This window comes from Thiomicrospira aerophila AL3, assembly GCF_000227665.2.
Classification (GTDB): Bacteria; Pseudomonadota; Gammaproteobacteria; order Thiomicrospirales; family Thiomicrospiraceae; genus Thiomicrospira; species Thiomicrospira aerophila.
On record NZ_CP007030.1, the window covers coordinates 1,720,905 to 1,747,833 of the forward strand.

Sequence of the window (26,929 nt, forward strand, 5' to 3'; positions counted from 1 at the left end):
ATCACTTAATCAACTTGGCGTCTTAAAAAGGCAGGAATGTCAAGGTAATTACTTGAGCGTGGCATAGCACCACCATTTGCAACCATGGCAGCACGCGACGTCTCTGCCTCATAAGGCGCTGGCGCAGATTGTGGCTTAGGTTCAACCAAGGTTGGCTTTATTGTTGCCACTTTAGGGGCCTCTGTTAACTCAGTCTCGACTTGTGGCGCATTGTGATTCATTTCTTTGGCGCGCTCAGATGCCTGTACAGCTTGAACACCTTGGGTATTAGGGCGCACCATTTGTGGCTTAGCACTTGAACCCATCAAACCGGTTGCGACAACTGTTACCCGAATTTCATCTTGTAGTGTTTCATCAATTGAGGTACCTATAATGACGCGTGCATCACTATCAGCAAACTGGTTGACCACATCACCAATCACATTGTATTCACCGATACTGAAATCGAGGCCACCTGTAATATTAACCAAGAAGCCACGCGCACCGGTTACAGCCACATCATCTAGAAGCGGATTAGCAATGGCTTTATCAATCGCTTTACGAGCACGGTCTTCGCCTTTAGCGGTTCCTACACCCATCATACCTAAACCACGCTCAGACATCACGGTGCGCAAATCTTCAAAGTCAACGTTTATTAAGCCCGGGCGCGTTACCATCTCTGAAATACCTTGCACAGCACCGTGCAAAATTTCATTTGCGTGGTCAAAGGCTTTGGCAAACATGAAATCCTTGCCTAAAACTTCGACTAGCTTGTCATTCGGAATGGTAATCAATGAATCAACTGCTGCAGAAAGTTCCTGAATCCCTTTGTCTGCAACACCAGAACGACGTTCAAAACTAAACGGGCGACTCACCACTCCTACAGTAAGAATACCCATATCACGTGCAACCTTAGCCACAACAGGTGCTGCGCCTGTGCCTGTGCCGCCCCCCATACCCGCGGTAATGAACAGCATATCGGCATCTTTCAAGTGCTCCTTGATTGCGTCAATATCTTGCTCAGCTGCTTCGCGTCCTTTTTCAGGGTTGGCTCCCGCACCTAATCCGTTTGAACCAATTTGAATTCTAACTGGCACGTTAGAGTGGGCTAAGGCTTGTGCATCCGTGTTGGCACACAAAAAATCAACGCCCTCTACCTTGCTGCGTACCATGTAGTCAACAGCATTACTGCCACCGCCGCCTAAACCGATGACCTTAATGACCGGTAAACCTGGCTGCCTTACCACCTTAGATTCTTTTAAATCAAACTTCATACTGCTCATTGCTCAATCCCCCTTGTCACGCCCAAAACTGATTAATAATAAATGGTTTAAATGGTTAAATTTTTTCAGCTACTCGTAGCACTGCACTTCGAGAGCGAACATTCTGCGAACATTCTTGCTCACTTGGAAAAATTGCTTTACCAATACGCTTTAAGCGTGCTTCGGTCGTAGCTACCAACACCGGCAAATCTGGAAACAAATCCTTAACCTGGGATTGGTCGCGCATAAATTGTTTAACGATGCGATCTTCAAGTGAATGGAAACTTATCACACTCAAGCGGCCTTGCGGTGCTAGCACCGCTAAACTTGCATCTAACACCTGTTTTAAAGCATCTAGCTCACCATTTACCGCGATACGAATTGCTTGAAAAGTCCGCGTAGCCGGATGCTTGTGCTTATCTTTTTTCGGCACAACCCTTGCGACCAACTCTGCCAAATCTTTAGTGGTGTTTAGCAGGCCTGCTTTCGCATCATGACTCACCGCACGTGCAATTTTGTAAGCAAAACGTTCTTCACCAAAATGCTTTAATACCCGTGCTAACTGTTCCTCTTCTACTGCAATCAACCAATCTTTAGCACTAAGGCCCACCGCTGGATTCATCCGCATATCGAGTGGCCCTTCACGCATAAAACTAAACCCACGCTCAGCTTCATCCAACTGCGGTGACGACACACCTAAATCTAATAAAATGCCATCTACCTTACCGGTCCAACCCGCTCTATCGGCAACCGAGAGCAGATCGGCAAAACTTGAATAAACTATTTCAAAACGTGGGTCATCAATACTTGCCTTGGCATAAGCAACGGCCTCTGGGTCTTGATCAAATGCCACCAGCCGCCCCATAGGACCAAGCTGAGCAAGCAACGCGCGACTGTGGCCGCCGCGACCAAAGGTGCCGTCAACGTAAAAACCATCCGGTTTAATAGCCAAACCCACCAAACTCTCGCTCAACAACACTGAATAGTGACTTGATGCCTCACTCATAAACTTAAATTCGCTAGGGCGCCTTGGCCATCAAGTTGTTGCACACTATTAAGCATATCTGGACGACTCGCTTCCCAAGCCTCAAGACTCCACAATTCAAATTTATTGCCTTGACCTAGTAGAATTGCTTGCTTGTCCAGCTTGGCGTGATCGCGCAACAAACTGGGCAACAACATTCGCCCCTGTGCATCCATGTCAATTTCGGAGGCATGGCCTAATAGTAAACGCTGCACCATTCTTGCTTGTGGATCCATGTTAGGAAGGGACATTAATTTGCGTTCAATCACTTCCCATTCATCTTGGGTATAAATTAATAAACATGGGCTATTTAAATCGATGGTAGCGATTAAATGATTGTCGCAGGCATCGGCAATCGAATCTCGGTAGCGCTTTGGAATAGCGAAGCGTCCCTTTTCATCAAGATTGATTGCATTAATGCCGCGAAAAAATAACACCCTTAATCCCCACTTTATTCCACTTTTAACCACTTGACCCCACTATAAGGCTTTCTACCCAGTAGTGTCAAGATGATTTATGTGTTTCTGAAGATACTTTTATTAACAATCACAATAACTTAGCGCGCTAACACACCAAGGCCACTCAATAGAGAGAATTTAGAAAAATTGTATAAATACAACTAGATAAGACAGGTTTCTACAGAAGATATTAGGATAGCTTTTTAACAGATTGTTTTTATTTTGAAAAGATGAAGTTAAATAAAAAAACACAACACCACAATATATGCCAAAAAATATAAAACAAACCACAACATTAGGTAGATTGTGCAGATTAAGTGCAGATAATAAAAATAAGTGAGTCTATAAGCCGGGTTCTGTACCCTTGACTGCCAAAGCAAGCCTGGGGTGACGATCATTCATCTAGGAGAAGCATCACTACTTCCCTCAAGCAACCTACCCGAAAACCAGTGCGAGCCACACTGCGTTAAGCCAAAACTTAACCTGTTTTCCTATTTGGTCTTGCACCGAATGGGGTTTACCATGCCACACACTGTTACCAGCTGCGCGGTGGGCTCTTACCCCACCCTTTCACCCTTACCTGTGCGCCAAGCGCCATCGGCGGTCTACTCTCTGCTGCACTTTCCGTCGGCTCGCACCGCCCAGTCGTTAACTGGCATTCTGCTCTGTGGTGCCCGGACTTTCCTCCGAATGCTTGGCATTCCGCGATCGTCCAACTCACTTGGTGCGCACATTAATCTAATTTATGCTAATTGTCTAGTGCATTTCATTTTTACAGGCCTGAGCCCATTGATAAACCGTTTTTTTAGCCACTTGATAATGCGCAGATACCACCTCAGCAACCGTTTTAACACTGACCTGCTGCTCTAGCATGGCCTGCACTAATGACTGCCAGGCCTGGTCATCTATAGCCAAGGCCTGCGCACCCGCAACGACGATAACGAGCTCGCCTCGAACTTTGTCAGGGTGTTTTATAAAATAATCCTCTACCTGCGCAAGGGAGCCCTGAGGAAACTCTTCATACTGCTTGGTCATTTCTCGAGCCACGCAGACCAAGCGTTCATCGCCCATTGCGACTCTCAAATCAGCCAAACAGCCCAACAAACGATGTGGCGCCTCATAAAACACCATGGTAGCCTGCTGAACACTTAACTCAACTAAACGCGCCAGTCGCTTGGCTGACTTAGCTGGCAAAAACCCTTCAAAATAAAATCGATCTGTCGCAATGCCTGCCACAGACAAGGCTGCAATCAATGCGCTAGGGCCAGGAATAGGTCGAACTTGCAGGCCTGCTTGCCGCAATTGATTCACCAGATGATAACCTGGGTCACTAATCAGCGGTGTGCCTGCATCTGATATCAGCGCACCTACCTCACCCTTGGCAAGACTCGATTGCAGCATTTCAACACGCGCTTGTTCATTGTAGTTATGCAAACTTATCAAGCGATTAGCTATACCAAAGTGAGTAAGCAACTTTTGCGAGTGCCGTGTGTCTTCCGCTGCAATCCAGTCAGCCTGCTTTAGCACCGCCAATGCACGTGGACTCATGTCAGCTAAATTTCCCAGCGGCGTAGCCACCACGTAAAGTGTGCTTTTTTCTAGCAATTCCATATATAATTAAAACCTATTTGTATAACTAACAACGAATGAAAAGTTGATCCAGCCAGTGAAAATTTTTGTCATTATTGCCAGTATTTTGCTTTTAAGCGCCTGTGCTCCCAAGCTACCATTAGCGCCTGCTATTGACGAGACGGTGCAAATACCAACCATTGTAACACCTCCACTGGAAGAGATTTCAGCACCAGACCTAGTTGCACAGCGCCAACAAGCACTCGCCACTCAAAACTGGGGCCGCTACCTTGATACGACTGAAATTTTACTTGTCATTGCAACACCCGAACAACAGCATTCTTTGCTTTTAGACACCTATGCCCAACTTGATCAAATCAACCCCTCTTTTTGGCAGCAGGCCCAGACCTCCCGCCATCAAGCCTGGCATAGCCTAGCGATAACCCATCAACTCCCCATCTCCTTTCAACTTGCTTGGCTCGAAGACTCAGGCAAACTTTTTCACGACCACCCCGCCACGCAGCAGCTTGTAAGCCTGTTAAGCGAAACTAAACACGCACCCAAACAACAGCGTATTGCCATCTTGCTACCTTTTGATAGCCGCACGCAACCGCTATCCAACCAAATCCGTGCTGGAATATTAGCTGCCTATTGGCAAACCGCCCAGCAAGATCAATTATTATTTTTTAACCTTGAAGACTACACCAACCCTATCGAAGCCTATGAAGCAACTCAACAAGCTGGCGCTGACTGGGTTATTGGCCCATTTGATCGCAACACTATTGAAGCCCTAAGCCGCGTTGCCAATGACCGACTCATCTTTTTAAACTCGGCACCTAACGCTTCAAATGCCTGGCAACTTCAATTTGGCACGCCGGATTCATTACAACAACTTATTTACCATATCGGTAAACAAGATTATCGCAATTTGGCGGTACTTTATGCCGACCAGCCCAACCATCAGCAACAAATCAGCAAACTAGAAGAGAAGTGGTTAACCACCCCGCAAAATCGCATCATTCCATTATCATTTGAACAGAACCAGCGCAATCTGCGCGATGAGCTAGGACGCGCATTGCAAAGTGATCAGAGCCAAGTTCGGGCAAACTTTTTGCAACGTACCCTAGCTAACAACTTAACCTTCTTTCCACGTCACCGTGGTGACCTTGACGCCTTGTTACTCCTAGGTGAACGTGAATACCTTGCCAACATTCAACCTCAATTAGATTTTTTTCAGGTAAATATTCCCGTATATGCCATGGATACCTTAATGCCCACTGAATTCCGTCCTGGCCTCGCTGAACCCGATCTAAAAAATATTCGATTTTTAAGCTACTCCGCGGTCATGTCACCCGAGTTGATCAGCTCACCCCTCGCCGCACTGGGCTGGGATAGTTTTTTAATTACCCAGTACCATCAAGCACTACTAGACGGATTAAGCCTAAATGGAGCAACGGGCCAACTACGCCACCATGAAAAGGGTTTAATAAACCGCCAGCTAGCTCTAGTAAGATTTAATGCCCGTGGCCAACTTATTACAGATGACACCCAACCCAATATTTGGCCTTTTGCCAATTACACTGGACAACCTGCCCCTATGCACCCACGTGAACGAGAGCAACGTCAACGCGAACTACTAGAACTGATTACACAACCTAATTTCTAACACCAGACTGCTCTTTGCCTATTGCTATGACTGACACTCGAACAAAACGCGCGCTGGGTCAACATTACGAAAATCTAGCCGCTGACTTTTTAGTTAAACAGGGCGGCACCCTTATCAAACGCAATGCAACCTATAAGGGTGGCGAACTCGATCTTATTTTTGCCATTGAGGAACACCTCGTTTTTGTTGAGGTTAGGTTTAGAGAGCAGGCTGACCATGGCCACCCCCTTGAAACCATCACACCTACTAAGCAGCAACGACTCCTTAAAGCCGCTCGCGTTTTTTTACAGCACCACCCCCATCTACAAAACCAGCCCATGCGCTTTGACGTCGTGTATTTTTTAGGTAATGAAGAGCCCGGCTGGCTAAAAAATGCTATTGTTGCTTGGTAAGCTTTGCTCTGCTAACCTAAACTTTTAACGACTGAATTCAAAGGAATGGATCATGGAAATCAATATTGGTATTGATGAAACAACGCGTAAAGATATTGCTGCCGGTTTATCTCGCCTGCTTGCCGACTCTTATGTATTGTTCTTAAAGACACACAATTATCACTGGAATGTTACAGGACCTATGTTCAACAGCCTGCACATGATGTTTGAACAACAATATACCGAACTATTTACCGCTGTTGATGAAATTGCTGAACGCATTCGCTCATTGGGCGAATTTGCACCAGGTTCATTTCAACGCTTTAACCAACTTAGTCAAATCCAAGAGGAACAAGACACGCCCGATGCGGATACCATGATTCGCAACCTCATTGCCGGCCAAGAAGCTGTAGTCAAAACCGCTCGAGAAGTCGTTAAAATTGCCGATGCTGCTAATGATGAACCTACGCTTGATCTACTAACACAACGTATGCAAGTACATGAAAAAACGGCCTGGATGCTGCGCAGCTTAATTGCTAAATAACTATAAACTTGCCATCAGCCATGGCAAAATAATGGCCGCAATAAACGCGGATAAAGCCATGGCTAAACCTGAGAATGCCCCCATCTGCACACTAATTTGAAACGACTTCGCTGTGCCTAATCCGTGCGCAGTCACCCCCATCGCAATCCCCGCCACACGATCGTCTTTTAATTTCATCAGTTTAAAAACCCATGGGCCAAGCATGGCGCCTAATACACCGGTAATCACTACAAAAGCGGCAGTAAGCGTTGCAATGCCACCATTTTTTTCAGCAATCCCCATTGCCACTGGTGCTGTAACTGACTTGGGAACTAAAGACAAGAGTGTTTCCATACTTGCTCCTAGCCACTGCGCAATCCAAAACGCACTCAATCCGGCCGCGATTAATCCAATACTGGTTGCAAACAAAATAGGAATCCATAAACTACGTAGCGTTGCCCAATGCTGATAGAGCGGAATAGCGAGGGCGACAGTAGCCGGCCCTAACAAGAAATGAATGAATTGCGCCCCCTCAAAATAATGCTCATAAGACATACCCGACAACCACAACACCGTGATAATCACCAACACACTCATGGCTACCGGATTAAGCATGGGATTATAATGGGCCCGACTATACAGAGAATAGACTGCTTGAAAAACAACCAGCGTGAGCACTAATCCAAACAAGGGGCTAGCTGCTAGATAAACCCAAATATCATCGAACGCATCCATGCTATTTTGCTCCTAGTTTAGCTTTTTGCAAAAGCTTAGCTAAACCCAACATCACCCAAGCGGTGACGACTAGACTGACAAGGGTACTTATTACTAAGGCCACTAGAATCGATAACCATTCTTCGCCGATACGGGTGAGATGCACCATCACCCCCACACCGGCAGGCACAAAAAACAATGACAAATAGCGCAAAAACTGCTGTGCAGGCTCCACTAAATACGGCGACCAGGCCTGGCGAAGCAATAAGGTCATTAACAACAAAAACATGCCAATCACAGGGCCCGGTACAGGCCAACCGAATGCCAATACAATAAGCTCACCAATAAGCTGATAAACCAACAATACGGTTATTAACCCTAAAAAAGAAAATCCCACCATGACCTCGATCGCTACAATGAATTCTGATTAGTGTAGCGAAAAGACTCAAAATTAAGCAAGAGAATATAATAGCAAGCGTTACGAATGCTTAACCGGATTAATTTAAAAATGAGCCATGTCTAAATAAATATTAACGGGTAGATAGCCCGATAGCATTCTTGAATGAACACCCATCCTAAACTTATTGCTACATGCACCTAAATAATAAAAGCTCTCAACAACTACTAATCAGCGCTTAATTCGGATACCATCAATAACCATTCCATGTGATCACTAATTTACTATGAGTCAGTAAAATGAACGCTAAACATCGCGCTAAAGCCGCTAAGCGCATTACCCTCATTGCTGCCGTCATTGATGGCGTTATAGGTTTCGCCAAAATCGTTACCGGAGTTCTAGTAAGCTCTGCGGCCTTAATTGCTGACGGCGTTCACTCCCTCTCCGACTTACTCACCGATGGCTTTGTTTATGTAGCAACACACTACGGCAGTCAACACCCAGACCACGACCATCCTTATGGACACGGTCGTATTGAAACGCTTGCGACCTTATTCTTAGCGAGCATCTTAATTGTGGTTGCAGCCGCTATCGCACTAGCCAGTATTCATCGCCTGGTCAGTGCCACCGAGATCCCACCACCGGGATACTGGGCCATGGCTGTTGCTGCGATTGCGCTCTTCGCCAAGGAATGGCTTTATCACATCACCATGCGTGTTGCCAAACGAATAAACTCTAAACTTCTTGAAGCCAATGCTTGGCACTCTCGTACTGATGTATTTTCAACGGCTATTGTTTTAATTGCTTTGGTAGGGTCACAGTTCGGATACGGTTGGCTGGATACCCTTGCCGCCATTATTGTAGGCATCATGATTGGCAAAATTGGTATCAGCTTATTGTGGGATGCCAGCAAGGAGTTGGTCGATACCGCGCTACCCGAAAAGACACAACAAAAAATGCGCCGTACTGCGGCACACGTACCGGGTGTATTAGGTGTGCATGACCTCAGAACTCGCCAAGCGGCGGGACGAACCATGGTCGATGTACATATTGTCGTATCGCCTCGAATTAGCATTTCCGAAGGCCATGAAATTGGCAATGAAGCCAGTCGACGACTACGTAAACAGTTTCCTGAAATCACCGACCTTACCTTTCATATCGATCCGGAAGATGATGCAGGCTTGGGCGACCCAAGCCTACAACCAGGCCTGCCTCTTCGCCCCGAAATTGAAACGCTGCTAAAGATTCACTGGGAGAATCTTGCCATCAAGCCCTGGATCCTCGACTTCGACATTCATTACCTTTCAGGACAGGTCAACCTGGTTGTGCATGTAAATGAACACGCACCTTTTGATAATAAAACCATCCTAAACTCATTGCAAGACGCTGTTCGATCTATCGAATGGATCGCATCAGTAGAGATACTAAAACGCATTGATATGCCGTTATCTAAGCGTTATCCGGACAATTAACAAGCTGACAGAACTCAATTCTATAGAAGCTTAACATTATGAAATTTAAGGGATTTAAATGGTGGGCCTCCCCGGGCTCGAACCGGGGACCTAACGATTATGAGTCGTGTGCTCTAACCAACTGAGCTAGAGGCCCTAAAAGGATTGGATTGATCGTGCCTTCATTATGCTTGATGCAAAATGAAGGCGTATTATAGCGGCTTTATCTTGAAATACCAATGATCTCGCAATTAATCTAGGAAACTACGCAAGCGCTCGGCACGGCTTGGGTGGCGCAGTTTACGCAGGGCTTTCGCTTCAATTTGACGAATACGTTCACGGGTCACATCAAACTGTTTGCCGACCTCTTCAAGCGTGTGATCGGTATTCATGCCCAAACCAAAACGCATACGCAACACCTTCGCTTCGCGTGGTGTGAGGGTGCTGAGCATCTCACGCACGGTTTCGCTCATGCCTTCCAAATCAGCCGAATCGGACGGTGACAGAATATTGGAGTCTTCAATAAAATCACCCAATGATGAATCTTCGTCATCCCCAATCGGCGTTTCCATCGAAATCGGTTCTTTGGCGATTTTCATCACTTTGCGAATCTTGTCTTCCGGCATTTCCATTTCTTCAGCCAGTTCTTCCGGCGTCGGTTCACGCCCCATTTTTTGCAACAGCTGACGTTGAATACGATTGAGCTTATTGATGGTTTCAATCATGTGCACCGGAATACGGATGGTACGTGCTTGGTCGGCAATCGAACGGGTAATCGCCTGACGAATCCACCAGGTCGCGTAGGTCGAGAACTTATAACCACGACGGTATTCAAACTTATCGACCGCTTTCATTAAGCCGATGTTGCCTTCTTGAATCAGGTCAAGGAACTGCAAGCCACGGTTGGTGTATTTTTTGGCAATCGAGATCACCAAACGCAGGTTGGCCTCGATCATTTCACGTTTGGCAGCACGGGCTTGGCTTTCTGATTTACTCAAGTCTTTATAGACTTTTTTGTAATAGCTGATGGCCATTTTTTCTGACTTCTCAATCAGGGCTAAACGCTTTTGGGCACGCTTCACATCTAGGCGTACCTCGTCTAGCAGGCCTGCTTTATCAGGATACTCAGCAATTAACATATCGATTAACTGTGGATTGGCTTCATTATCGACAAACAACTCTACAAAGCGAGTACGTGGAATCTTCACCTTGCGGACTACCGCATTGACAATGACGCGCTCTTGTTCACGAATGGCCGCAATTTTTCCTTTGATGTCACGTATAACGCCATTAGTGAACAGTGGCACCAATTTCACAGTGCGCAAATGATCTACAACCAGCTGACGTTTTTGTTTAGCTTTAGGATCGCTTGAGCCATGTGTATCTTCCGCTTTAACCGCATCACGATGCAGTTTTTCTAATTCAGCCAAGAAGGCTTCAATCAATGCGGGATCAATCGAGTCATCCTTCGGCTCAGCGTTATTATCAGAATCGGCATTTAAGTCCTCAACCTCAACCTCTTCCAAATCATTAGGATCAATAAACCCTTGAATGACATCCGCTAACTTACCTTCACCATCGTCCATTTTTTGAAAGGCTTTTAGGATTTTTTCAGCGCACATCGGATATTTTGATAACGAATCGAGCATATCACGAATATTCGATTCAATACGCTTGGCAATGTCGATTTCGCCTTTACGCGTTAACAGCTCAACCGAACCCATTTCACGCATATACATACGTACCGGATCGGTAGTGCGACCAAATTCTGAATCCACTTCTGCCAAGGCTAAAATCGCCGCTTCAGCGGCCGCCTCATCAAACGCCCCGCCTTCCTTGGTAATTAATTCATCTTCTTCAGGCGCGGTATCAAACAATGGGATCCCAAAATCACCTAAAATCGTTAAGACTTGACTTAACTGATCCTCTTCAATATCGTCAGGCAACACATCGTTAACATCAGCATAGGTTAGGTATCCTAGATCCTTTGCTCTTTCAATAAGATCAATTAACTGCTGCTTTCTTTCTACTTTTGTCATGTTTGCCTCAAAAATAACGATAAAAGGGGTCTACCATAGTCTGTTGACGCAGCCACGCACGGACGCCTTAAAAAATGGTTCAATATTATAACAAAAACACCTGGCGTTTGCTTAAGCTAGCACCAGAATGTTAAACAATTACACATACTTAACTAACAAGGCTGACTTAATGTCGGCTGTTGTTTTTTCGCTCCGCCAAAAACGCTTGCAAAGCGCTCAATGTTTCACCTTGGTGCACTTGGCTCTTAAGCAAGGCTTTTTCTAACTCGTCAGCCAAACGTATTGCCGTACTTTCAAACATAGCACTCACTTCTTCATCAGAATCAGGTATTGGCTGTGACTGAATATAATCAATCTCTGCGGCATAATGTTGGTTAAAACGCTCAAACGCTGAGTGCTGCTGCTCAAGTGGTAATTGATGACAACGCAGTAAAGCCAATAAAATTTTGGCATCGTGATGCTGACTCATTGCAAGCATAGGCTCTAATAAGGGTGCAAGATCAAACGCCCAACTCGGCTTTATAAGCAAAATTCGCACCAAATATTTGGCTAGTGACATATTCTGCTTCCGAATTGTCCGCGCATTTCTGGCACTATTTACACTGGATCGAGGCTGACCTAAACTGGGCTGGCCTGCTGTGTTATTCGCGCCAACACCTTGACCTGCCTGCCCACCTGCATAACCCGTTCTGACACCAAGCTGCCGCTCCAAACGCCAAGTCGGCAAATTAACCTGTGACGCTAACAACTCTATTAGCAGATATTGGTAAAGACCCGTAGCCCGCAAAATATAAGGCTGAGCTAGGGCAACCAACTGTTGCCGACCTTCAGGGTACGCCGTCGAAACACTGAGCTTATTCAGCAAATGCTGTAACCAAAAATCCGACAAGGGCATAGCTTGATTAACCAACGCACGAAAGCCTTCAGCCCCCAACTTCCGCACCGCCGAATCGGGATCCTCACCCTGATCTAAAAACAAAAACTTGACCGAGCGCTGCCCACCAATAAGGGGCAAGACTAATTCCAACGCCTTCCAAGCAGCATTTAAACCCGCCCGATCGCCATCAAAGCAAAACACCAACTCATCAACTTGACGAAACAACAGTTGGCAATGAGACTCTGTAATAGCAGTGCCAAGGGTTGCTACGGCATTATTAACACCATGCTGTGCCAAAGCCACCACATCCATATAACCCTCAACCACAATCAAATAGTCGGATTGATCACGACTTTGCCGCCACTCATAAAGTCCATATAAGGTATCACTTTTATGGAAGATCGGACTTTCCGGCGAATTCAAATACTTTGGCTGTTCTTCAGCACTCAACACGCGACCGCCAAACGCAATGACCTGGCCCTTACCGTTACGAATTGGAAACATTATTCGGTGGCGAAAACGATCATAGGTTTTGCCCGAATCGTTTACAACCAATAAACCCAACTCAACAAGCTGTGCGGTTAAACGCGCATCAGCCTGCAAGCCCTTTATTAACGCATCCCAGCCTGGCGGGGCAAATCCAATAATAAAACGCTTGGCGACTTCCGGTGTTAAACCACGTTGACGTAAATAGGTTTTTGCTTGCGCGGCATCACTATGATCGCGAAGCTGAGCGCGGTAAAATTTTGCCGCCGCATGGGATACATCATACAAGTCACGCTCACGCTCAATTCGTTGTTGCTGGACTTTCTGCTGCTCCTTGGAGAGCTTTTGACGCGGCACAGTCATACCCACCTGCTGAGCCAACACCTCTACCGCTTCAATAAAACTTAAACCGTCGTGCTCAACCAAAAAAGAAATGGCATCACCATGCGCACCACACCCAAAACAATGGTAATACTGTTTGTTCGGATTAACGGTAAAAGAAGGTGTTTTTTCTTGATGAAAAGGACAGCAGGCTTTGTAGGTTGCACCCGCCTTTTTTAACGGAACCCGTGCATTGATCACATCGACAAGATTAACACGAGCCAGCAGTTGATCAATAAAATCGCGCGGTATTACCCCTTGAATTTGCATTGATCACTCCTTTTGCCCTGATAACGAAAAAACCTGCTGACGCAGGTTTCTTACGATTACAGGCTTTGTAACGATCTATCCAAGCTTTGCTTTAATCTGCTGGCTAACTAGCGCCATATCAGCTCGGCCTTGCATTTGCGGTTTTAATAAAGCCATCACTTTGCCCATATCTTGCATTCCACTTGGGCTAACTTCATTAAATGCCTGGTCGATCATGCTTGCAATGTCAGCCTCACTCAACGGCTGCGGCATGAAATCTTGAATCACCGCCATCTCAGCCGCTTCGTTTTCAGCTAAATCCTCGCGACCCGCTGCTTCAAACTGTGCAATCGATTCTTTTCGTTGCTTAAGCGCTTTGTCTAGGACGGCAAGAATTTGCTCATCATTCAAGGTAGTTTGCTGGTCAACTTCTTGTTGTTTGATGGCGGCAAGCAAGGTTCTGACAACTAACAAACGTGACTTTTCGCCTGCTTTCATGCAGCGCTTCATTTCATCTGTTAGCTTGGCTTTGTAATCCATAATTAAAACGGACGACCATTAAGGCGACGGCGCTCACGCGACAGACGCTTAGCAAGACGCTTGACTGCTGCTGCCTTCATGCGCTTTTTAGCCCAGGTTGGCTTTTCATAGTATTCACGCTTACGTGATTCAGTTAACACACCTGCTTTTTCACAAGCGCGCTTAAAACGACGTAGTGCCACGTCAAAGGGTTCTGTATCTCTAACTTTTACAATTGGCATAAAGCTTCTTCTTTAAATTAAATAGGAAATTCTGGAAACATGACTGAGGTCAGTCAATATTAAAGTGCAAGATTATAATTTTGCCCACGACTATTTGCAAATAAATTTGTTAAAATCTTGCTAAAAATATTCACCCGCGGCATAAACTGCATAAAAGCAAGGGATAAAAGGACCGAGTATGACAAGCTCTTTAACTGTTTTAGGCATTGAAAGCTCTTGCGATGAATCGGCTGTTGCCATTTATGACACATCAGCAGGCCTGCTAGGCCACCATTTATTTAGTCAAATCGAGTTACATCAAGTCTATGGCGGCGTTGTGCCCGAATTAGCTTCCCGTGACCATATTCGGAAAATCATTCCCCTCATTAAACAACTCCTTAATGAAGTAGGCGAACAACAAAACCAAGCTGTCAAAATTGATGCCATCGCTTACACCCAAGGCCCAGGACTCATGGGGGCACTCCTGACAGGCTCGGCGATAGCAAGCAGCCTTGCCTATGCTTGGAAAGTTCCTGCTCTGGGTGTTCACCATATGGAGGGCCACCTATTAGCGCCCATGCTGGAACCAAACCCACCCGCCTTTCCATTTATTGCGCTCCTAATCTCAGGCGGGCACAGTCAAATTATTCGCGTTGACAATATCGGTCAGTACGAATTACTTGGCGATACGCTTGACGATGCCGCCGGCGAAGCCTTCGACAAAACAGCAAAAATGCTGGGTTTGGGCTATCCCGGCGGTCCGATTGTATCGAAATTTGCCCTGAGCGGCGACCCGAACCGTTATCAATTTCCGCGTCCTATGCTCGATCGACCGGGTTTAGATATGAGCTTTAGCGGCTTAAAAACCTTTAGCCTTAACACCTGGCAAAACGCCGTTAAACAAGGGGATGATAATGATCAAACACGCGCCGATATCTGCCGAGCCTTTGAACTGGCTGTTGCCGAAACCCTCACCGTAAAGTGCAAACGCGCCCTTATTGCAACAGGTATGAATCGGTTGGTGGTATCGGGTGGAGTCAGCGCAAATCGTGCTATCCGTGCCAGCCTAACTGAACTCATGGCACAACGCGGTGGCGAAGCTTTTTTTCCCCGACTCGAGTTTTGTACCGACAACGCGGCGATGATTGCGTTTGCCGGTGCCATGCGTTTGCAAGCGGGTCAACAGAACCCATCACTCAATTTTTCAGCCAAAGCGCGCTGGCCGCTTGACCAGCTTGAATCACCTATGCCAACTAGGGCGAACGCTTAAAGGTTTCTTCACCACGAACCAAGCGACCAATATTACTGCGATGACGCCAGAATAATAACAAGGTCATCGCAAGCGTTAGCCAAACCCAGCTTAGCTCACCGGTTAAAAAGTAAAGATAAACCGGAGCAAGCAGGCTGGCAATCAGCGCCGAAAGCGACGAAATCTTCAACCCCTTGGCGATAAATAACCAGGTTGCCGCCACCAGCAGGCCTGCCCAAAAATGCACCGCAAGCATCACCCCAATAAAGGTGGCGACACCCTTGCCACCTTTAAACTGGAAAAACACCGGGTACAAATGCCCCAAAAATGCCGCCACCCCAACCAATATCACCCATAAAGGTTCAAAGCCTAACGCATGGGCTAACAGCACGGGCACCACCCCTTTAAGCATATCACCCGCAAGCGTTATCCCTGCGGCACGCTTACCTTTTTCACCACCAATGCGTAATACATTCGTTGCACCCGGATTGCCCGAGCCCGCTTCTCGTGGATCACCCAACCCCATAATGCGACACACAATAATGGCGCTTGAAACCGAGCCCAATAAATAAGCTGCTACCAATAGCAAGCCAAAAATTACTTCCACAACGCCTCCGATATTCGATAAACTGCGCGCTATTATAGCTTTTTAATGAAAAAATTATTAAACATGAACAGGTCATCACCGCCTTCAGATTTCATCTTCATCGATAACCTTCGCATCAACACCCTAATAGGCATCCATGCTTGGGAACAGGTTCAACCCCAACCTTTGGTGTTCAGCTTAAAGCTCTATTGTGACTTTACGCCGGTTTTTAATTCCGCCCAACTAGAGGATTCGATTGATTATGCAGCCGTCGCCAGCACCATCGAACTGCACTGCCAAGCTAAAGCGCATCGACTGATTGAAACACTAGCGCACGATATTCTTACCCGCCTGCTGAACGACTTTCCGTTAATCCAAGGGATCGAACTTACCCTTGCCAAACCTCATGCAGTGGCCGCCAGCCAACAAGTTGGCTTACAAGTCACCCGTTGGCGTACATAAATTAAATGAAATCAACCATGAATGGACTTCCCACACCCGATAGCGATGCGCTCACTTTAAGCAACGAGTTGACCCAGTATATTCGTCGCCGAATTCAACGACACGGCAATCCATCCTTTGCCAATTTTATGCAGATGGCCCTTTATACGCCATCACTGGGTTACTATGCTAACGGCTTACCCAAAATTGGAGCCGGTGGGGACTTTACCACAGCACCGGAAATAAGTCCGATCTTCTCAAAATGCCTCGCTAACCAGGCCTGGCAAGTGTTAAATCAAATGAACGATGGCCATATTCTGGAGTTTGGTGCGGGACGAGGCACCATGGCTAAAGATATCCTGCTTCATCTAGCCGACCATGCAGACCAGTTTAACCACTACTACATACTAGAAGTCAGTGCCGCACTAAGAGCGCAGCAAACCGAGACACTTAGCAGCCTGCCTGAAAAGCTGCGTAATAAAGTCATTTGGCTTGACCAACTTCCTAAGCAACCCTTTAATGGTGTTATCTTGGCGAATGAGGTACTCGATGCCATGCCTGTTGAACGCATTCGACTTGAACCTGATCAACAACTCCAAGCCTTTGTGAGCTGGGATGATGCGCAACAACACTTTAGCTGGGCCTATCAACCCATCACGGATACCCGACTGCAAAAAATCGCCAATCGTTTACAGCAGGCGATTGGTGAACCACCGATCCGTGGCTATCATGCTGAAATTAATCTTAATATACAGCCTTGGTTAAGAAGTCTTGACGAGCTGCTTAACCAGGGAATGCTATTGTTAATAGATTATGGTTATCCACGCAAAGAGCTTTGGCAGCCCGCTCGCTATATGGGGACGCTTCGTTGTCACTATCAACAACGTGCCCACAACAACCCGTTTTGGCATCCTGGCCTACAAGACATTACGGCGCATGTTGATTTTACGGCAGTGGCGGAAGCCGCTTATGCGGCGCACTTTAAAGTGGCTGGCTACACCACCCAAGCCCACTTTTTAATGGGTACGGGCTTATTAGAGTTTAGCTTGCAGCAAGATCAAGACGTGGTCGTGCAATTGCAACTTTCGCAACAAATAAAACGCCTTACCCTGCCCGATGAAATGGGGGAAAGCTTTAAAGTCATGGCCTTGACGAAACAGTTCGACTCGCCCTTGATTGGTTTTCAACAGCGAGATTTACGCCACCAACTCTAACCAAATGTTATGATTGTGCAGATTTAAACCCACTAATTTAGTAAGACACCTCCTATGGATATATTTCACGCTATTGTTCTCGGTATTATTGAAGGTCTCACCGAGTTTTTACCGATTTCATCGACCGGTCACCTGATTGTCGCCGCCGAACTGATGGGATTGCACCAGGACGACCACAATACGGCGTTTAAAATCATTATCCAACTGGCGGCGATTTTAGCGGTTTTTGCCACCTATGCCGAACGCTTTCACCCCAGCCAATATCAACTGTGGATTAAGGTGTTTATTGCCTTTTTGCCAATCGCCAGCATCGGGTTTTTATTTGCCGACTCGATTGAAGCCCTGTTTAATGTGGCCACGGTGGCCTGGATGTTTATTATCGGCGGGATCATCTTTTTGGTGGTCGAGCATTTTTACAAAGAAAGCCAGCATACCGTGCGCAATCTCGATCAACTGACTTATAAACAAACCCTATGGGTTGGCTTTGCACAAATTTTTGCCCTGATCCCCGGTACCAGTCGTGCCGGCGCGACCATTATTGGTGGCATGCTGACGGGGCTGGACCGCAAAACCTCGGCAGAGTTTTCTTTTTTACTCGCCTTACCGGTATTAACGGCGACCTCCGGTTACTCCCTACTAAAACACTATGATGCCTTTGCCCAAACCAGTTTCACGCCTTTAATAGTTGGGTTCGTAGTTTCTTTTCTAGTCGCCTGGCTATCAATTAAATTGTTCTTAAAATTTTTACAACACTTCACCTTTCGTGCCTTCGGCATCTACCGTATTTTGCTTGGCAGTGCGTTATTGATTTGGTTTGTTTAGCAGGTTATTAGAGCAATAAAATAAATTTATAGACAAACTTGACAAACCAAATTATCCCTTTTATAGTTTGCACAGTTTTTCAATTAACGGAGATCCTTTAGTGGACAGTAGTTCTGGTGACAGTTGTTGCTTACATACTATTTTAAATAAACCCGCTTAGGTCTCGCATTCTGTTAGTTTGCTTGTCTCCCCTGCGGTAACAAGCAAATCAAATCATCGTCTTCCGACAATCATTGTTTTGCTCAAAATTAAAATACAACGCCTTTAAAGGGTATGTGTAGCTTTAGGCTAATTATTTAACCTAAATCTGCCCAACTTTTTGATCTTTTCACACCTATTGTTAAATTACAATTTGGTGCGATGGCGTATGTGCATCCCTTATCCAAGCCTGCTTGATAAAAACAGGTCTGGTCATGCACAACTATGTAAAACACTTAATCGAAAATACACCACTAAAGTCTCCCATAACTAAGGAGACCGTGTTATGAAAACACGTTTCAAGCTAAAAAAACTTACCCTGGCAACGCTGCTTGCTGTTCCAGTCACGGCTTTCGCCGGCTCACCAATGAACGTTGATGATGCTGGCATCCTAGACCACAAATCTTGCCATGTTGAAGCTTGGGTAGATAACTATTCTAAAGCGAATGAAATTTGGGTTGCACCGGCTTGTAACTTAAATGGTCATTGGGAACTAGGCTTTGCGCTGGGACACGCTAACTTTGATGATGCAGACAGCTTTAACCTGTACGGCCTAAATGCCAAAACGATGCTTACCGAACAAGACGGTTGGGCGGTTGCATTGAGCCTGGGCGTGGTCTTGGCCGACAAAATTGAACATGATCAAGCCGTTTATACATTGCTCGCACCGATCAGCTTTAACCTATTGGATGATCAATTAGATTTACACCTAAATCTTGGACTCAGCCGTGATCAAACCCTAAAAAAAGACTTTGCGCTTTGGGGTATCGGTGCGGAATACCATTTCACCGATTCTGTGCGCGGCTATGTTGAAGCTTTTGGCAATACCGAAAGCGGTGACCATGAAACACGCGGTTATCAATTCGGTGCGGCCTTTAATGTCACTGACAAATGGCAACTGGATATCAGCTATGGCGACAGCTTAAAAGACGCTGATAATGAAACCAACTATGTCCGCTTAGGTTTTGTCTATGAAACCGCAAGCTGGCTGAAATAGAGCGAAGGCTTTTTAAACCCTGTAAGGAGAGACCCTTGTCTTACCCCCCTGAAACCAAGCCAAATCACTGAGCATTATTATGTCCAGTGGCTTGGCGATAATAACCAAGATACTGGAGACAATAATGATCCGCGAAGAACTCTTTTATAAAGTGAACGACCTGCTCAAAGCAAATGATGATAAAGGCTTTGCCCGCCTAGTGCGCAATACCCCGAGCGCTGATCTCGCTGAAATGATGGACAATGCGAAAGCCGAGTTTAACCTTGGCTTGTTACGTAAACTCCCCAGCGCACCTCGTGCCGGATTATTTAGTCACTTTTCGGCGAGCCTGCAAGACCTGTTGCTTCACTACATGGAGCTTGAAGAAATAGCAGAACTATTTACGCATATGCCATCTGATGACCGGGTTGATATTTACAACCGGATGCCAGACGGCCGCCGCGTTCAAGTGATGCAAGGCATGGCTAAAAAGGAAAGAGAGGACATTTTAAAAATGGCCTCCTACGCCGAAGGAACAACCGGCTCCATCACCACCAGCGACTATGTTTCAGTCCCTGCTGGTATTAGTGTCCGCGATGCGTTGCAACGCGTTCGTGCCCAAGCACCTAATAAAGAAACTATTTACACTATTTATGTGGTTAACCCCAATCGCCAATTGGAAGGCGCCCTTTCACTGCGTGATCTCATCATGGCAGACGAGAGTGCCGCGATAGAAAATATTATGAAAACAGAGGTCGTCTACGCCAAAGCAGAATGGCCATGCGAACAAACGGCTAATTTAATTAGCCGCTATGACCTACTAGCGATTCCGGTGACCAACGGCGGCAACAAATTAATTGGCATTGTGACCGTGGACGATGCGATGGATGTCAGCGAAGAAGAAGCCACCGAAGACTTCCACAAAGGTGGCGGCACCATGGCGTTAAAAAACATTTCGATGAAAGACGCGACCGTTGGGCTGCTCTATAAAAAGCGCGTATTTTGGCTGGTGCTATTGGTGTTTGGTAACATTTTCTCCGGTGCGGGTATTGCCCACTTTGAAGAAACCATTTTGGCTTATGTGGCATTGGTATTCTTCTTGCCGCTATTGATTGACAGCGGCGGAAATGCCGGCGCCCAGTCTTCAACCTTGATGGTTCGCGCACTAGCAACCGGTGATGTCATACTTAAAGACTGGTTCTCGATGCTGGGCCGTGAGTTTAGTGTTGCACTCCTACTTGGATTATCAATGGGACTCGCGGTAGCCACATTAGGTATTTTCCGTGGTGGTTATGAGATTGCCTTGGTGGTATCCATGTCAATGGTGGCGATTGTTATTGTAGGCAGTGTGATTGGTATGAGTTTGCCGTTTATTTTGTCACGCTTTAAGCTTGATCCGGCGGCGGCCTCAGCACCGTTAATTACTACCATTGCCGATGGTGTGGGCGTCATCATCTTCTTCTCAATCGCAGTGATGATGCTCGATATGCCAACCGATGTTTAATTTATAACCTTAAAACAAATTGACCACCAGGCATGGTGGTCAGTGATTGCGCCAAAAGAACCCCAAAACGAAGCATTTGAGCTTATGGAAATTATTTTGGAAAAAGCCAAGTACCCCTGCCAGAATGTCGAAATTAATGTCTTTGGTGAACATGAAGTCGAAATTGAAGCCAAACTGGTATCTCAGTCGATTGATGGCGATGACTTTGAAAAGGTGGTGGATCGCTTACGTCGCTCACCTTTTGCAACTCAAGTATTCTGGTCTGCCACTACCTCTGAATAATGACCGAAATACTGGTAGATTCTTAAGCTAAGGCAACAAGATTAATTAAGCTGTAACTAATTTTTGTTAAACTAGTCCATAATTTAAAAAAACAAAAAAGTAAGATTATGAGCTATCCATGGGAATATGACCCCTCACATAATGCCAAGGTTTACCACGACCGCCTCGACGAATTAGAGCAACTGCTTAATCAACGTCAATTTGATAAAATCCGCCAACGCATTCAACTGATCGAAGTACAAGACACGGCTGAACTGCTTGAAGGTCTTGCCAAAGCCACGCAGATTCTATTTTTTCGGACTCTGCCGCGTAAAACGGCCGCTGCCGTCTTTGCCTACTTGTCACAGCCTGCTAAAGAAGACCTCATCTCACACCTAAGTGATGAAGACAGTTTGCACCTAGTTAAAAGCCTAGAAGCTGACGACCGCGCGGCTTTTTTAGATGAGCTCCCTGCTGAGATAGTCAAAACCCTAACCCAAAAACTTCCCCACGAGCAATTACGTGAAGTGCAATTATTATTGGGTTACCCAGCAGATAGCGTTGGGCGGGTAATGCGGCCAGATTATGTCGCTATTCATAAAGATTGGACAATTAAATACGCGCTAGATTATTTAAAAAAACTCAATCAAGACACCACAAGACTGAATACTTTATTTGTACTAGATGAAGATAATATCTTATTAGATGCCCTGCATATTCGAAAACTCGCCTTAGCACTTGACCCTAATGCCACTATTGCCGATTTAATGGACCATAAGGTTATTTTTATTGAGGCGACAGAAAATCAAGAAAAAGCTGTTGAGATGATGCAGCATTATGACCTCAACTCCTTACCGGTCGTCGATATTGATGGCGAGTTAGTTGGGATGGTCACGGTCGATGATATCTTAGATATTGCTGAGGCTGAAACCACTAAAGATTTCCATAAAATGGGCTCTGTCGGCGTAATCAACTTTAATATTAGCGAAGCGAGCCCCGTATTGCTCTATCGCAAACGTATTGGCTGGTTATTACTTTTAGTGTTTGTCAATATTTTTGCCGGTTTGGCTATTGCCACCTTTGAAGACACAATTGCTGCCGTCGTGGCGCTAGTATTCTTTTTACCACTCATTATTGGTAGCTCCGGTAACGCTGGCTCACAAGCCTCCACCCTGATGGTACGGTCATTGGCCACAGGGGATGTTGAACTGCGTGACTGGGGGCGGTTAATCTTAAAAGAGGTCAGTGTTGCGGCTGCACTTGGTATCACGATGGGTATTGCTATAGCTTCAATTGGCTATTGGCGTGGTGGCTGGGATTTAGCTGCAGTGGTCGCTATCTCAATGGTCGTAGTGGTAATTGTTGGCAGCTTAATGGGCATGAGTTTGCCATTTTTACTGTCAAAGCTCAAAATTGATCCGGCTACGGCAAGCGCGCCCTTAATTACCTCAATGGCTGATATTGTTGGCATTCTTATTTATTTTAGTATTGCTGTCGCCATTTTACCCACTAGCCCACCTATTTAAACCCAAGACATTTAAATAGATATAAGGACGCAAAATACGCGTCCTTATTAATTTAAGGCACACCCTGTTTGTAAAATGCTTAATACATAGCGTATTATTAATAGTTGTAAGAATAGTCCATTCAGTAACAATTTAAAACAGGATATATTATGAACTTAGATCAAATGAGTGTGGAAGAGTTAATTCGTCTTGAAAAACAAGTACAGAAAATGATTGAACAAAAACAACAGGCAGAAAAAAAGCAGTTAATTGATGAGTTTAAAGCGCGTGCGGCAAGTTTAGGTTTATCAATTGATTTAGTAATTAATGATGAAAAGCCTGCCAAAAAAACGGGCGCTAAAGTCGCACCAAAATATCAACACCCATCAAACCCAAGCCTGACGTGGACCGGACGTGGCCGCACACCAAAATGGGTTGAGGAACAAATCAGCGCAGGTCGCAGCTTAACATCACTTGAAATTTAAACCGCATATTTATATTTATGTGCGTTTGTGATATTCGACAAAATCAAACGCAAAAGGATGGCGCGCATCCGCAGGGTGATGCTGGCGTGACACTTCACGCCAGGCCTGCCGATCAATGACCGGAAAAAACGCATCACCCTCAGGCGCGGCATCCACTTCAGTAATCAATAAACGATCAACCTTATCCAGCCATTGCGCATAAAGTTGTGCACCGCCCATAATCACCACTTCGTCAGCCTCTGCCACCGACTCAATAGCCAGCTCAACAGAATCAAACACCTGAATACCCTCGGCTTGAAAATCAGGATTACGGCTAATCACTAAATTAGGGCGATTAGGTAAAGGGCGCGCACCAATTGATTCAAATGTTTTACGGCCCATAATGACCGGTTTATTTAAGGTTTGCGCTTTAAAATATTTTAAATCGTCCGGCAAATGCCAAGGCATTTGATTGTCTTTGCCTATCATGCGGTTTTTCGCCATCGCAACGATCATCATTAATTTTGGCCGCTTAAAACTCATACCGACACCTGGGCTTTAATATGCGGGTGCGATTGATAATTGACTATTTCAAAGTCGTCAAATTGATAATCAAAAATCGAATCGGGTTTACGCTTAATCACCAGGCCTGGTAAAGGTAAAGGCTCACGCGTTAATTGCAATTTAGCTTGCTCAAGGGTGTTGTTATACAAATGCACATCGCCGCCCGTCCAGATAAATTCGCCCACTTCATAACCGGTTTGCTGTGCAATCATGTGTACCAATAAGGCATAGCTGGCAATATTAAACGGCACCCCCAAAAAGGTGTCGGCACTGCGCTGATAGAGTTGGCAAGATAAACGGCCATTAGCGACATAAAACTGAAAAAAAGCATGGCAGGTCGCCAGCGCCATTTTGCCCTGCTCGACATTGGCTTGCGGGCTGATTGACTCATCCGGCAAATCGGCCGGGTTCCAAGCCGTGACGATCATACGCCGACTGTTCGGATTGGTTTTAAGCGTATCCACCACTTGTTGAATTTGGTTAATCACCTCACCATTAGGGCTTTGCCACGCCACCCATTGCTTGCCATAGAGCGGGCCTAAATCGCCGTTTGGCGTCGCCCACTCGTCCCAAATCCGCACCTGATTGTCTTTTAAATATTGAATATTGGTATCACCGGATAAAAACCATAACAGCTCATGAATAATCGAGCGGATATGCAATTTTTTGGTGGTCACCAACGGAAAACCCTGCTGCAAATCAAAGCGCATTTGATAACCAAACACCGACAGCGTACCCGTACCGGTGCGATCACCCTTCTGCACCCCATGATCGATAATGTGTTGCAATAAATCTAAATATTGTTTCATACGATTTCTGTCCAAACTTTTCTGTTATCAGTTTACTTTATTCTACAATCTTCCAATAGCCACTTTTTGTACTGCCCACACGCTTAAGAGCACCTGATTTTTTAAGCCTTTCGATATGTTCTTTAATGGTAGCATCTGCCTTACCTAATCGTTGCGCCATTTCTTTTCGGGTGATTTTCGGATTGTGTTTGATCAAAACCAGCAACTTTTCTTGGGTGGTTTCTTGGGTGGTTTCTTGGGTGGTTTCTTGGGTGGTTTCTTCCGCTTTAAAAAAGGTAACATTCACCGAATGAAAACTGTATTCGTAACGGGGTTCGGGCAAGCCCATCTTTAAGCATTCTTGCACAATATTGTTGGTGCCTTTGCCCCAGCTTTCAACAAATCCGGCTTTGTAGAACACATTGGCAATCACCGGATTAAACGGTTTCGATGTATGCTCTTGGTTGAACTTTTCGATTGGCACTTCGGGCGAGAGGGTCGCACCGTTACTCATCACAAGCCGCTCGTCGTACACACGAATTTGCAACACGGTTGTATCGCTATAGTCACGATGAATCAGCGCGTTTATTACCGCTTCACGTATGGCTTCATAAGGATATTCCAGCGTTTCGATGCGGTTTAGTCCGTCGTAGCTGATATAACTTTTTAGATATTTGGCACGCAACACATCAATAACTTGTTCAAGCTGTTGAAACAAATTACCTTCAATAATATCACTGGTAATCAATTCGGTTGGACTTAAAAAACGCCCAATCTTGGCGTGTGCTTGAATAAAGTGTTTTTGCGGATTCTTGGCAAACAGTAACACAGCGGCACGCTTGAGTTTGTCGCCTTCGTACAGATTTAAGCGTTCAAGTAGTGTTTTGAGATCACGCTCATTAGCAATGGCAGGTACACGCTTTCGAGCCCAGTTTTTAAATGCTTCGATGGTGTCGAGATTAATGTCATCTAAAGTGAAATTATCGACTGCAACATCATCCCAGGTTTTGCCGTATTTTTTGAGTAGAAAGTTGGTGAGATTGCCGCCATTGAGTTCGAGTGTGTTACTCCCGCTGCGCTGATAAAACTTGCCTGATAAGGAAACCGGGGCGTAAGTGGCAGGTACTTTTATTTCTAAATAATCAAGCTCCTGCTGGCGATGGGCTTTTATGTCAATAATCACGCCTAGACGGTTGTTAATTTTATTGGGCAGGGTTTCAAGCAGTTCGTTTAGGTTATGAATACCAATCACTCGGCCTTGATCGTCCAAGCCAACGTACAACGAACCACCTTGCGTATTAGCAAAGGCACAGATGGTTTTGAGATAATCATCTTGCCAAACCCGTTTAAACTCGGTGGTTTGTGACTCAATCATGGTTGTTTTTCAGCTTTTTTATACGCCCAAACCATTAAGCCGACCCCGATCACTATCATGGGCAGTGACAACAACATACCCATCGTGAGCCAGTCGCCCGCAAGATAACCTATGTGGGCATCCGGCACGCGAAAGAACTCGGCGACGATGCGAAACACACCATAGGCAGCTAAAAACAGACCGGCGACCGACCCGGCCGGACGCGGCTTGGATGAATACCACCACAGCAACACAAACAGCACCAAGCCCTCCAAAAATGCCTGCAACAGCTGGCTTGGATACTTTTGCACCACCTCATTCAACATCGGATCATACACCCACATTCCCAATGGCGAATCGGTGATTTTGCCCCAAAGTTCGCCATTGATATAATTGCCAATCCGCCCCAAACCTAAACCAATGGTGACCAGTGGCGCCACAAAATCGGCCACCGAAAAAATCGACAGGCCTTGTTTACGCGCAAACAACCACATCGCCAGCGTGACACCTAACAGCCCGCCATGAAACGACATGCCGCCTTGCCACACCATCACCAATGACAGCGGATTGGCCACCAGGCCTGCGAAGTCGTAAAACAACGCATACCCTATGCGACCACCCAGCACCACACCCAACGCCGAATAAAACAGCAGGTCGCCGACCTTGTCCTTATCCCAAATCGGCGACGATTTGGCGCGATACACACCCAACAGCCAGGCGGCACCAAACCCCAGCACATACATCAGTCCATACCAGTGAATAGCAATCGGCCCAAGTGCTAAGGCCACAGGATCAATGACAGGATAACTCCACATAG

The 26,929-nt window shown here is 45.9% G+C and carries 28 protein-coding genes, 1 tRNA gene and 1 other RNA gene; 13 read left to right on the forward strand and 17 right to left on the reverse strand.

Features of this window, described 5'->3' with window-relative positions:
- Positions 1-5: 5 nt before the first annotated feature.
- The 5 genes from ftsZ to rsmI all read right to left on the reverse strand — a co-directional run bounded on the left by ftsZ (position 6) and on the right by rsmI (position 4,334).
- Complete coding sequence (gene ftsZ, locus THIAE_RS08375) at positions 6-1,262, reverse strand: cell division protein FtsZ (protein ID WP_006460973.1); 1,257 nt, start codon at positions 1,260-1,262, stop codon at positions 6-8.
- Between the two features lie 55 nt (positions 1,263-1,317).
- Complete coding sequence (gene rsmH / locus THIAE_RS08380; RefSeq protein ID WP_006460972.1) at positions 1,318-2,247, reverse strand: 16S rRNA (cytosine(1402)-N(4))-methyltransferase RsmH; 930 nt, start codon at positions 2,245-2,247, stop codon at positions 1,318-1,320.
- Positions 2,244-2,702, reverse strand: coding sequence for a division/cell wall cluster transcriptional repressor MraZ (mraZ, locus tag THIAE_RS08385; RefSeq protein ID WP_006460971.1), 459 nt, complete (start codon positions 2,700-2,702; stop codon positions 2,244-2,246). Before mraZ ends, rsmH begins: the two co-directional genes overlap by 4 nt.
- Positions 2,703-3,052: 350 nt before the next feature.
- An RNA gene (gene rnpB / locus THIAE_RS10700) (RNase P RNA component class A) lies at positions 3,053-3,447 on the reverse strand.
- Positions 3,448-3,479: 32 nt separating this feature from the next.
- Positions 3,480-4,334, reverse strand: coding sequence for a 16S rRNA (cytidine(1402)-2'-O)-methyltransferase (rsmI, locus tag THIAE_RS08390; RefSeq protein ID WP_006460970.1), 855 nt, complete (start codon positions 4,332-4,334; stop codon positions 3,480-3,482).
- A 55-nt stretch (positions 4,335-4,389) separates the two neighbouring features.
- Here rsmI and THIAE_RS08395 point away from each other — a divergent pair, with 55 nt between their 5' ends.
- The 3 genes from THIAE_RS08395 to THIAE_RS08405 are packed head-to-tail and all read left to right on the forward strand — an operon-like array spanning position 4,390 to position 6,873.
- Positions 4,390-5,958 carry a penicillin-binding protein activator gene (locus THIAE_RS08395; RefSeq protein ID WP_006460969.1) on the forward strand — a complete coding sequence of 523 codons (1,569 nt, stop codon included), beginning with the start codon at positions 4,390-4,392 and terminating at the stop codon, positions 5,956-5,958.
- A gap of 26 nt (positions 5,959-5,984) precedes the next feature.
- Entirely contained in the window at positions 5,985-6,350 is a 366-nt protein-coding gene (locus tag THIAE_RS08400) for a YraN family protein (protein WP_006460968.1), read from the forward strand.
- A 52-nt stretch (positions 6,351-6,402) separates the two neighbouring features.
- Positions 6,403-6,873, forward strand: a complete 471-nt coding sequence (locus THIAE_RS08405; RefSeq protein ID WP_006460967.1) for a Dps family protein — start codon at positions 6,403-6,405, stop codon at positions 6,871-6,873.
- Here the strand turns inward: THIAE_RS08405 and THIAE_RS08410 are convergent, their stop codons facing one another.
- Positions 6,874-7,587, reverse strand: a complete 714-nt coding sequence (locus THIAE_RS08410) for an LrgB family protein (RefSeq protein ID WP_006460966.1) — start codon at positions 7,585-7,587, stop codon at positions 6,874-6,876.
- A gap of 1 nt (position 7,588) precedes the next feature.
- On the reverse strand, positions 7,589-7,966 hold the full coding sequence (locus THIAE_RS08415) for a CidA/LrgA family protein (protein ID WP_041483061.1): 378 nt from the start codon (positions 7,964-7,966) through the stop codon (positions 7,589-7,591).
- Between the two features lie 296 nt (positions 7,967-8,262).
- On the opposite strand from THIAE_RS08415, the gene THIAE_RS08420 reads away from it, so the two are divergent.
- On the forward strand, positions 8,263-9,435 hold the full coding sequence (locus THIAE_RS08420; protein ID WP_006460964.1) for a cation diffusion facilitator family transporter: 1,173 nt from the start codon (positions 8,263-8,265) through the stop codon (positions 9,433-9,435).
- Between the two features lie 59 nt (positions 9,436-9,494).
- On the opposite strand, the gene THIAE_RS08425 is transcribed toward THIAE_RS08420, so the two are convergent.
- The 5 genes from THIAE_RS08425 to rpsU all read right to left on the reverse strand — a co-directional run bounded on the left by THIAE_RS08425 (position 9,495) and on the right by rpsU (position 14,207).
- Positions 9,495-9,571, reverse strand: a tRNA-Ile gene (locus tag THIAE_RS08425).
- A 94-nt stretch (positions 9,572-9,665) separates the two neighbouring features.
- Positions 9,666-11,453 carry an RNA polymerase sigma factor RpoD gene (rpoD, locus tag THIAE_RS08430; protein ID WP_006460963.1) on the reverse strand — a complete coding sequence of 596 codons (1,788 nt, stop codon included), beginning with the start codon at positions 11,451-11,453 and terminating at the stop codon, positions 9,666-9,668.
- 166 nt (positions 11,454-11,619) lie between these two features.
- Positions 11,620-13,467 (reverse strand): DNA primase, encoded by a 1,848-nt coding sequence (dnaG, locus tag THIAE_RS08435; RefSeq protein ID WP_006460962.1) that lies wholly within the window; start codon positions 13,465-13,467, stop codon positions 11,620-11,622.
- A gap of 75 nt (positions 13,468-13,542) precedes the next feature.
- Positions 13,543-13,986 carry a GatB/YqeY domain-containing protein gene (locus THIAE_RS08440; RefSeq protein WP_006460961.1) on the reverse strand — a complete coding sequence of 148 codons (444 nt, stop codon included), beginning with the start codon at positions 13,984-13,986 and terminating at the stop codon, positions 13,543-13,545.
- Positions 13,987-13,988: 2 nt separating this feature from the next.
- Positions 13,989-14,207, reverse strand: coding sequence for a 30S ribosomal protein S21 (gene rpsU, locus THIAE_RS08445; RefSeq protein ID WP_006460960.1), 219 nt, complete (start codon positions 14,205-14,207; stop codon positions 13,989-13,991).
- 178 nt (positions 14,208-14,385) lie between these two features.
- On the opposite strand from rpsU, the gene tsaD reads away from it, so the two are divergent.
- Positions 14,386-15,456, forward strand: coding sequence for a tRNA (adenosine(37)-N6)-threonylcarbamoyltransferase complex transferase subunit TsaD (tsaD, locus tag THIAE_RS08450; RefSeq protein ID WP_006460959.1), 1,071 nt, complete (start codon positions 14,386-14,388; stop codon positions 15,454-15,456).
- On the opposite strand, the gene plsY is transcribed toward tsaD, so the two are convergent.
- Positions 15,440-16,042: a glycerol-3-phosphate 1-O-acyltransferase PlsY gene (gene plsY / locus THIAE_RS08455; protein WP_006460958.1), complete on the reverse strand. Its 603-nt coding sequence runs from the start codon at positions 16,040-16,042 to the stop codon at positions 15,440-15,442. The genes tsaD and plsY overlap by 17 nt on opposite strands.
- 45 nt (positions 16,043-16,087) lie before the next feature.
- Between plsY and folB the strand changes: the two genes are divergently transcribed.
- The 8 genes from folB (at position 16,088) to THIAE_RS08495 (ending at position 23,427) form a co-directional block, all read left to right on the forward strand.
- Positions 16,088-16,483: a dihydroneopterin aldolase gene (gene folB / locus THIAE_RS08460; protein WP_239232371.1), complete on the forward strand. Its 396-nt coding sequence runs from the start codon at positions 16,088-16,090 to the stop codon at positions 16,481-16,483.
- A 17-nt stretch (positions 16,484-16,500) separates the two neighbouring features.
- Positions 16,501-17,676, forward strand: a complete 1,176-nt coding sequence (locus THIAE_RS08465) for a class I SAM-dependent methyltransferase (RefSeq protein ID WP_006460956.1) — start codon at positions 16,501-16,503, stop codon at positions 17,674-17,676.
- A 54-nt stretch (positions 17,677-17,730) separates the two neighbouring features.
- The gene (locus THIAE_RS08470) at positions 17,731-18,498 is read left to right on the forward strand and encodes an undecaprenyl-diphosphate phosphatase (RefSeq protein ID WP_006460955.1); all 768 of its coding nucleotides are present in this window, start codon (positions 17,731-17,733) and stop codon (positions 18,496-18,498) included.
- 484 nt (positions 18,499-18,982) lie between these two features.
- Positions 18,983-19,693: an outer membrane beta-barrel protein gene (locus tag THIAE_RS08475; RefSeq protein ID WP_006460954.1), complete on the forward strand. Its 711-nt coding sequence runs from the start codon at positions 18,983-18,985 to the stop codon at positions 19,691-19,693.
- A 124-nt stretch (positions 19,694-19,817) separates the two neighbouring features.
- A complete protein-coding gene (mgtE, locus tag THIAE_RS08480; RefSeq protein ID WP_006460953.1) occupies positions 19,818-21,176 on the forward strand; it encodes a magnesium transporter in 1,359 nt (452 codons plus the stop codon).
- A 42-nt stretch (positions 21,177-21,218) separates the two neighbouring features.
- Entirely contained in the window at positions 21,219-21,458 is a 240-nt protein-coding gene (locus THIAE_RS08485) for a hypothetical protein (protein ID WP_006460952.1), read from the forward strand.
- A 107-nt stretch (positions 21,459-21,565) separates the two neighbouring features.
- The gene (gene mgtE / locus THIAE_RS08490) at positions 21,566-22,963 is read left to right on the forward strand and encodes a magnesium transporter (protein WP_006460951.1); all 1,398 of its coding nucleotides are present in this window, start codon (positions 21,566-21,568) and stop codon (positions 22,961-22,963) included.
- A gap of 149 nt (positions 22,964-23,112) precedes the next feature.
- Positions 23,113-23,427, forward strand: a complete 315-nt coding sequence (locus THIAE_RS08495; protein WP_006460950.1) for an H-NS histone family protein — start codon at positions 23,113-23,115, stop codon at positions 23,425-23,427.
- Positions 23,428-23,442: 15 nt separating this feature from the next.
- On the opposite strand, the gene THIAE_RS08500 is transcribed toward THIAE_RS08495, so the two are convergent.
- Genes THIAE_RS08500 through lgt form a run of 4 tightly spaced genes read right to left on the reverse strand, consistent with a single transcriptional unit; the run spans position 23,443 to position 26,927 of the window.
- Complete coding sequence (locus tag THIAE_RS08500; RefSeq protein ID WP_006460949.1) at positions 23,443-23,949, reverse strand: dihydrofolate reductase; 507 nt, start codon at positions 23,947-23,949, stop codon at positions 23,443-23,445.
- On the reverse strand, positions 23,946-24,779 hold the full coding sequence (locus THIAE_RS08505; protein ID WP_006460948.1) for a thymidylate synthase: 834 nt from the start codon (positions 24,777-24,779) through the stop codon (positions 23,946-23,948). The genes THIAE_RS08500 and THIAE_RS08505 overlap by 4 nt, the downstream gene beginning before the upstream one ends.
- A 37-nt stretch (positions 24,780-24,816) precedes the next feature.
- The gene (locus THIAE_RS08510; RefSeq protein WP_006460947.1) at positions 24,817-26,133 is read right to left on the reverse strand and encodes an RNA-binding domain-containing protein; all 1,317 of its coding nucleotides are present in this window, start codon (positions 26,131-26,133) and stop codon (positions 24,817-24,819) included.
- On the reverse strand, positions 26,130-26,927 hold the full coding sequence (gene lgt, locus THIAE_RS08515; protein WP_006460946.1) for a prolipoprotein diacylglyceryl transferase: 798 nt from the start codon (positions 26,925-26,927) through the stop codon (positions 26,130-26,132). Before lgt ends, THIAE_RS08510 begins: the two co-directional genes overlap by 4 nt.
- Between the last annotated feature and the right edge of the window lie 2 nt (positions 26,928-26,929).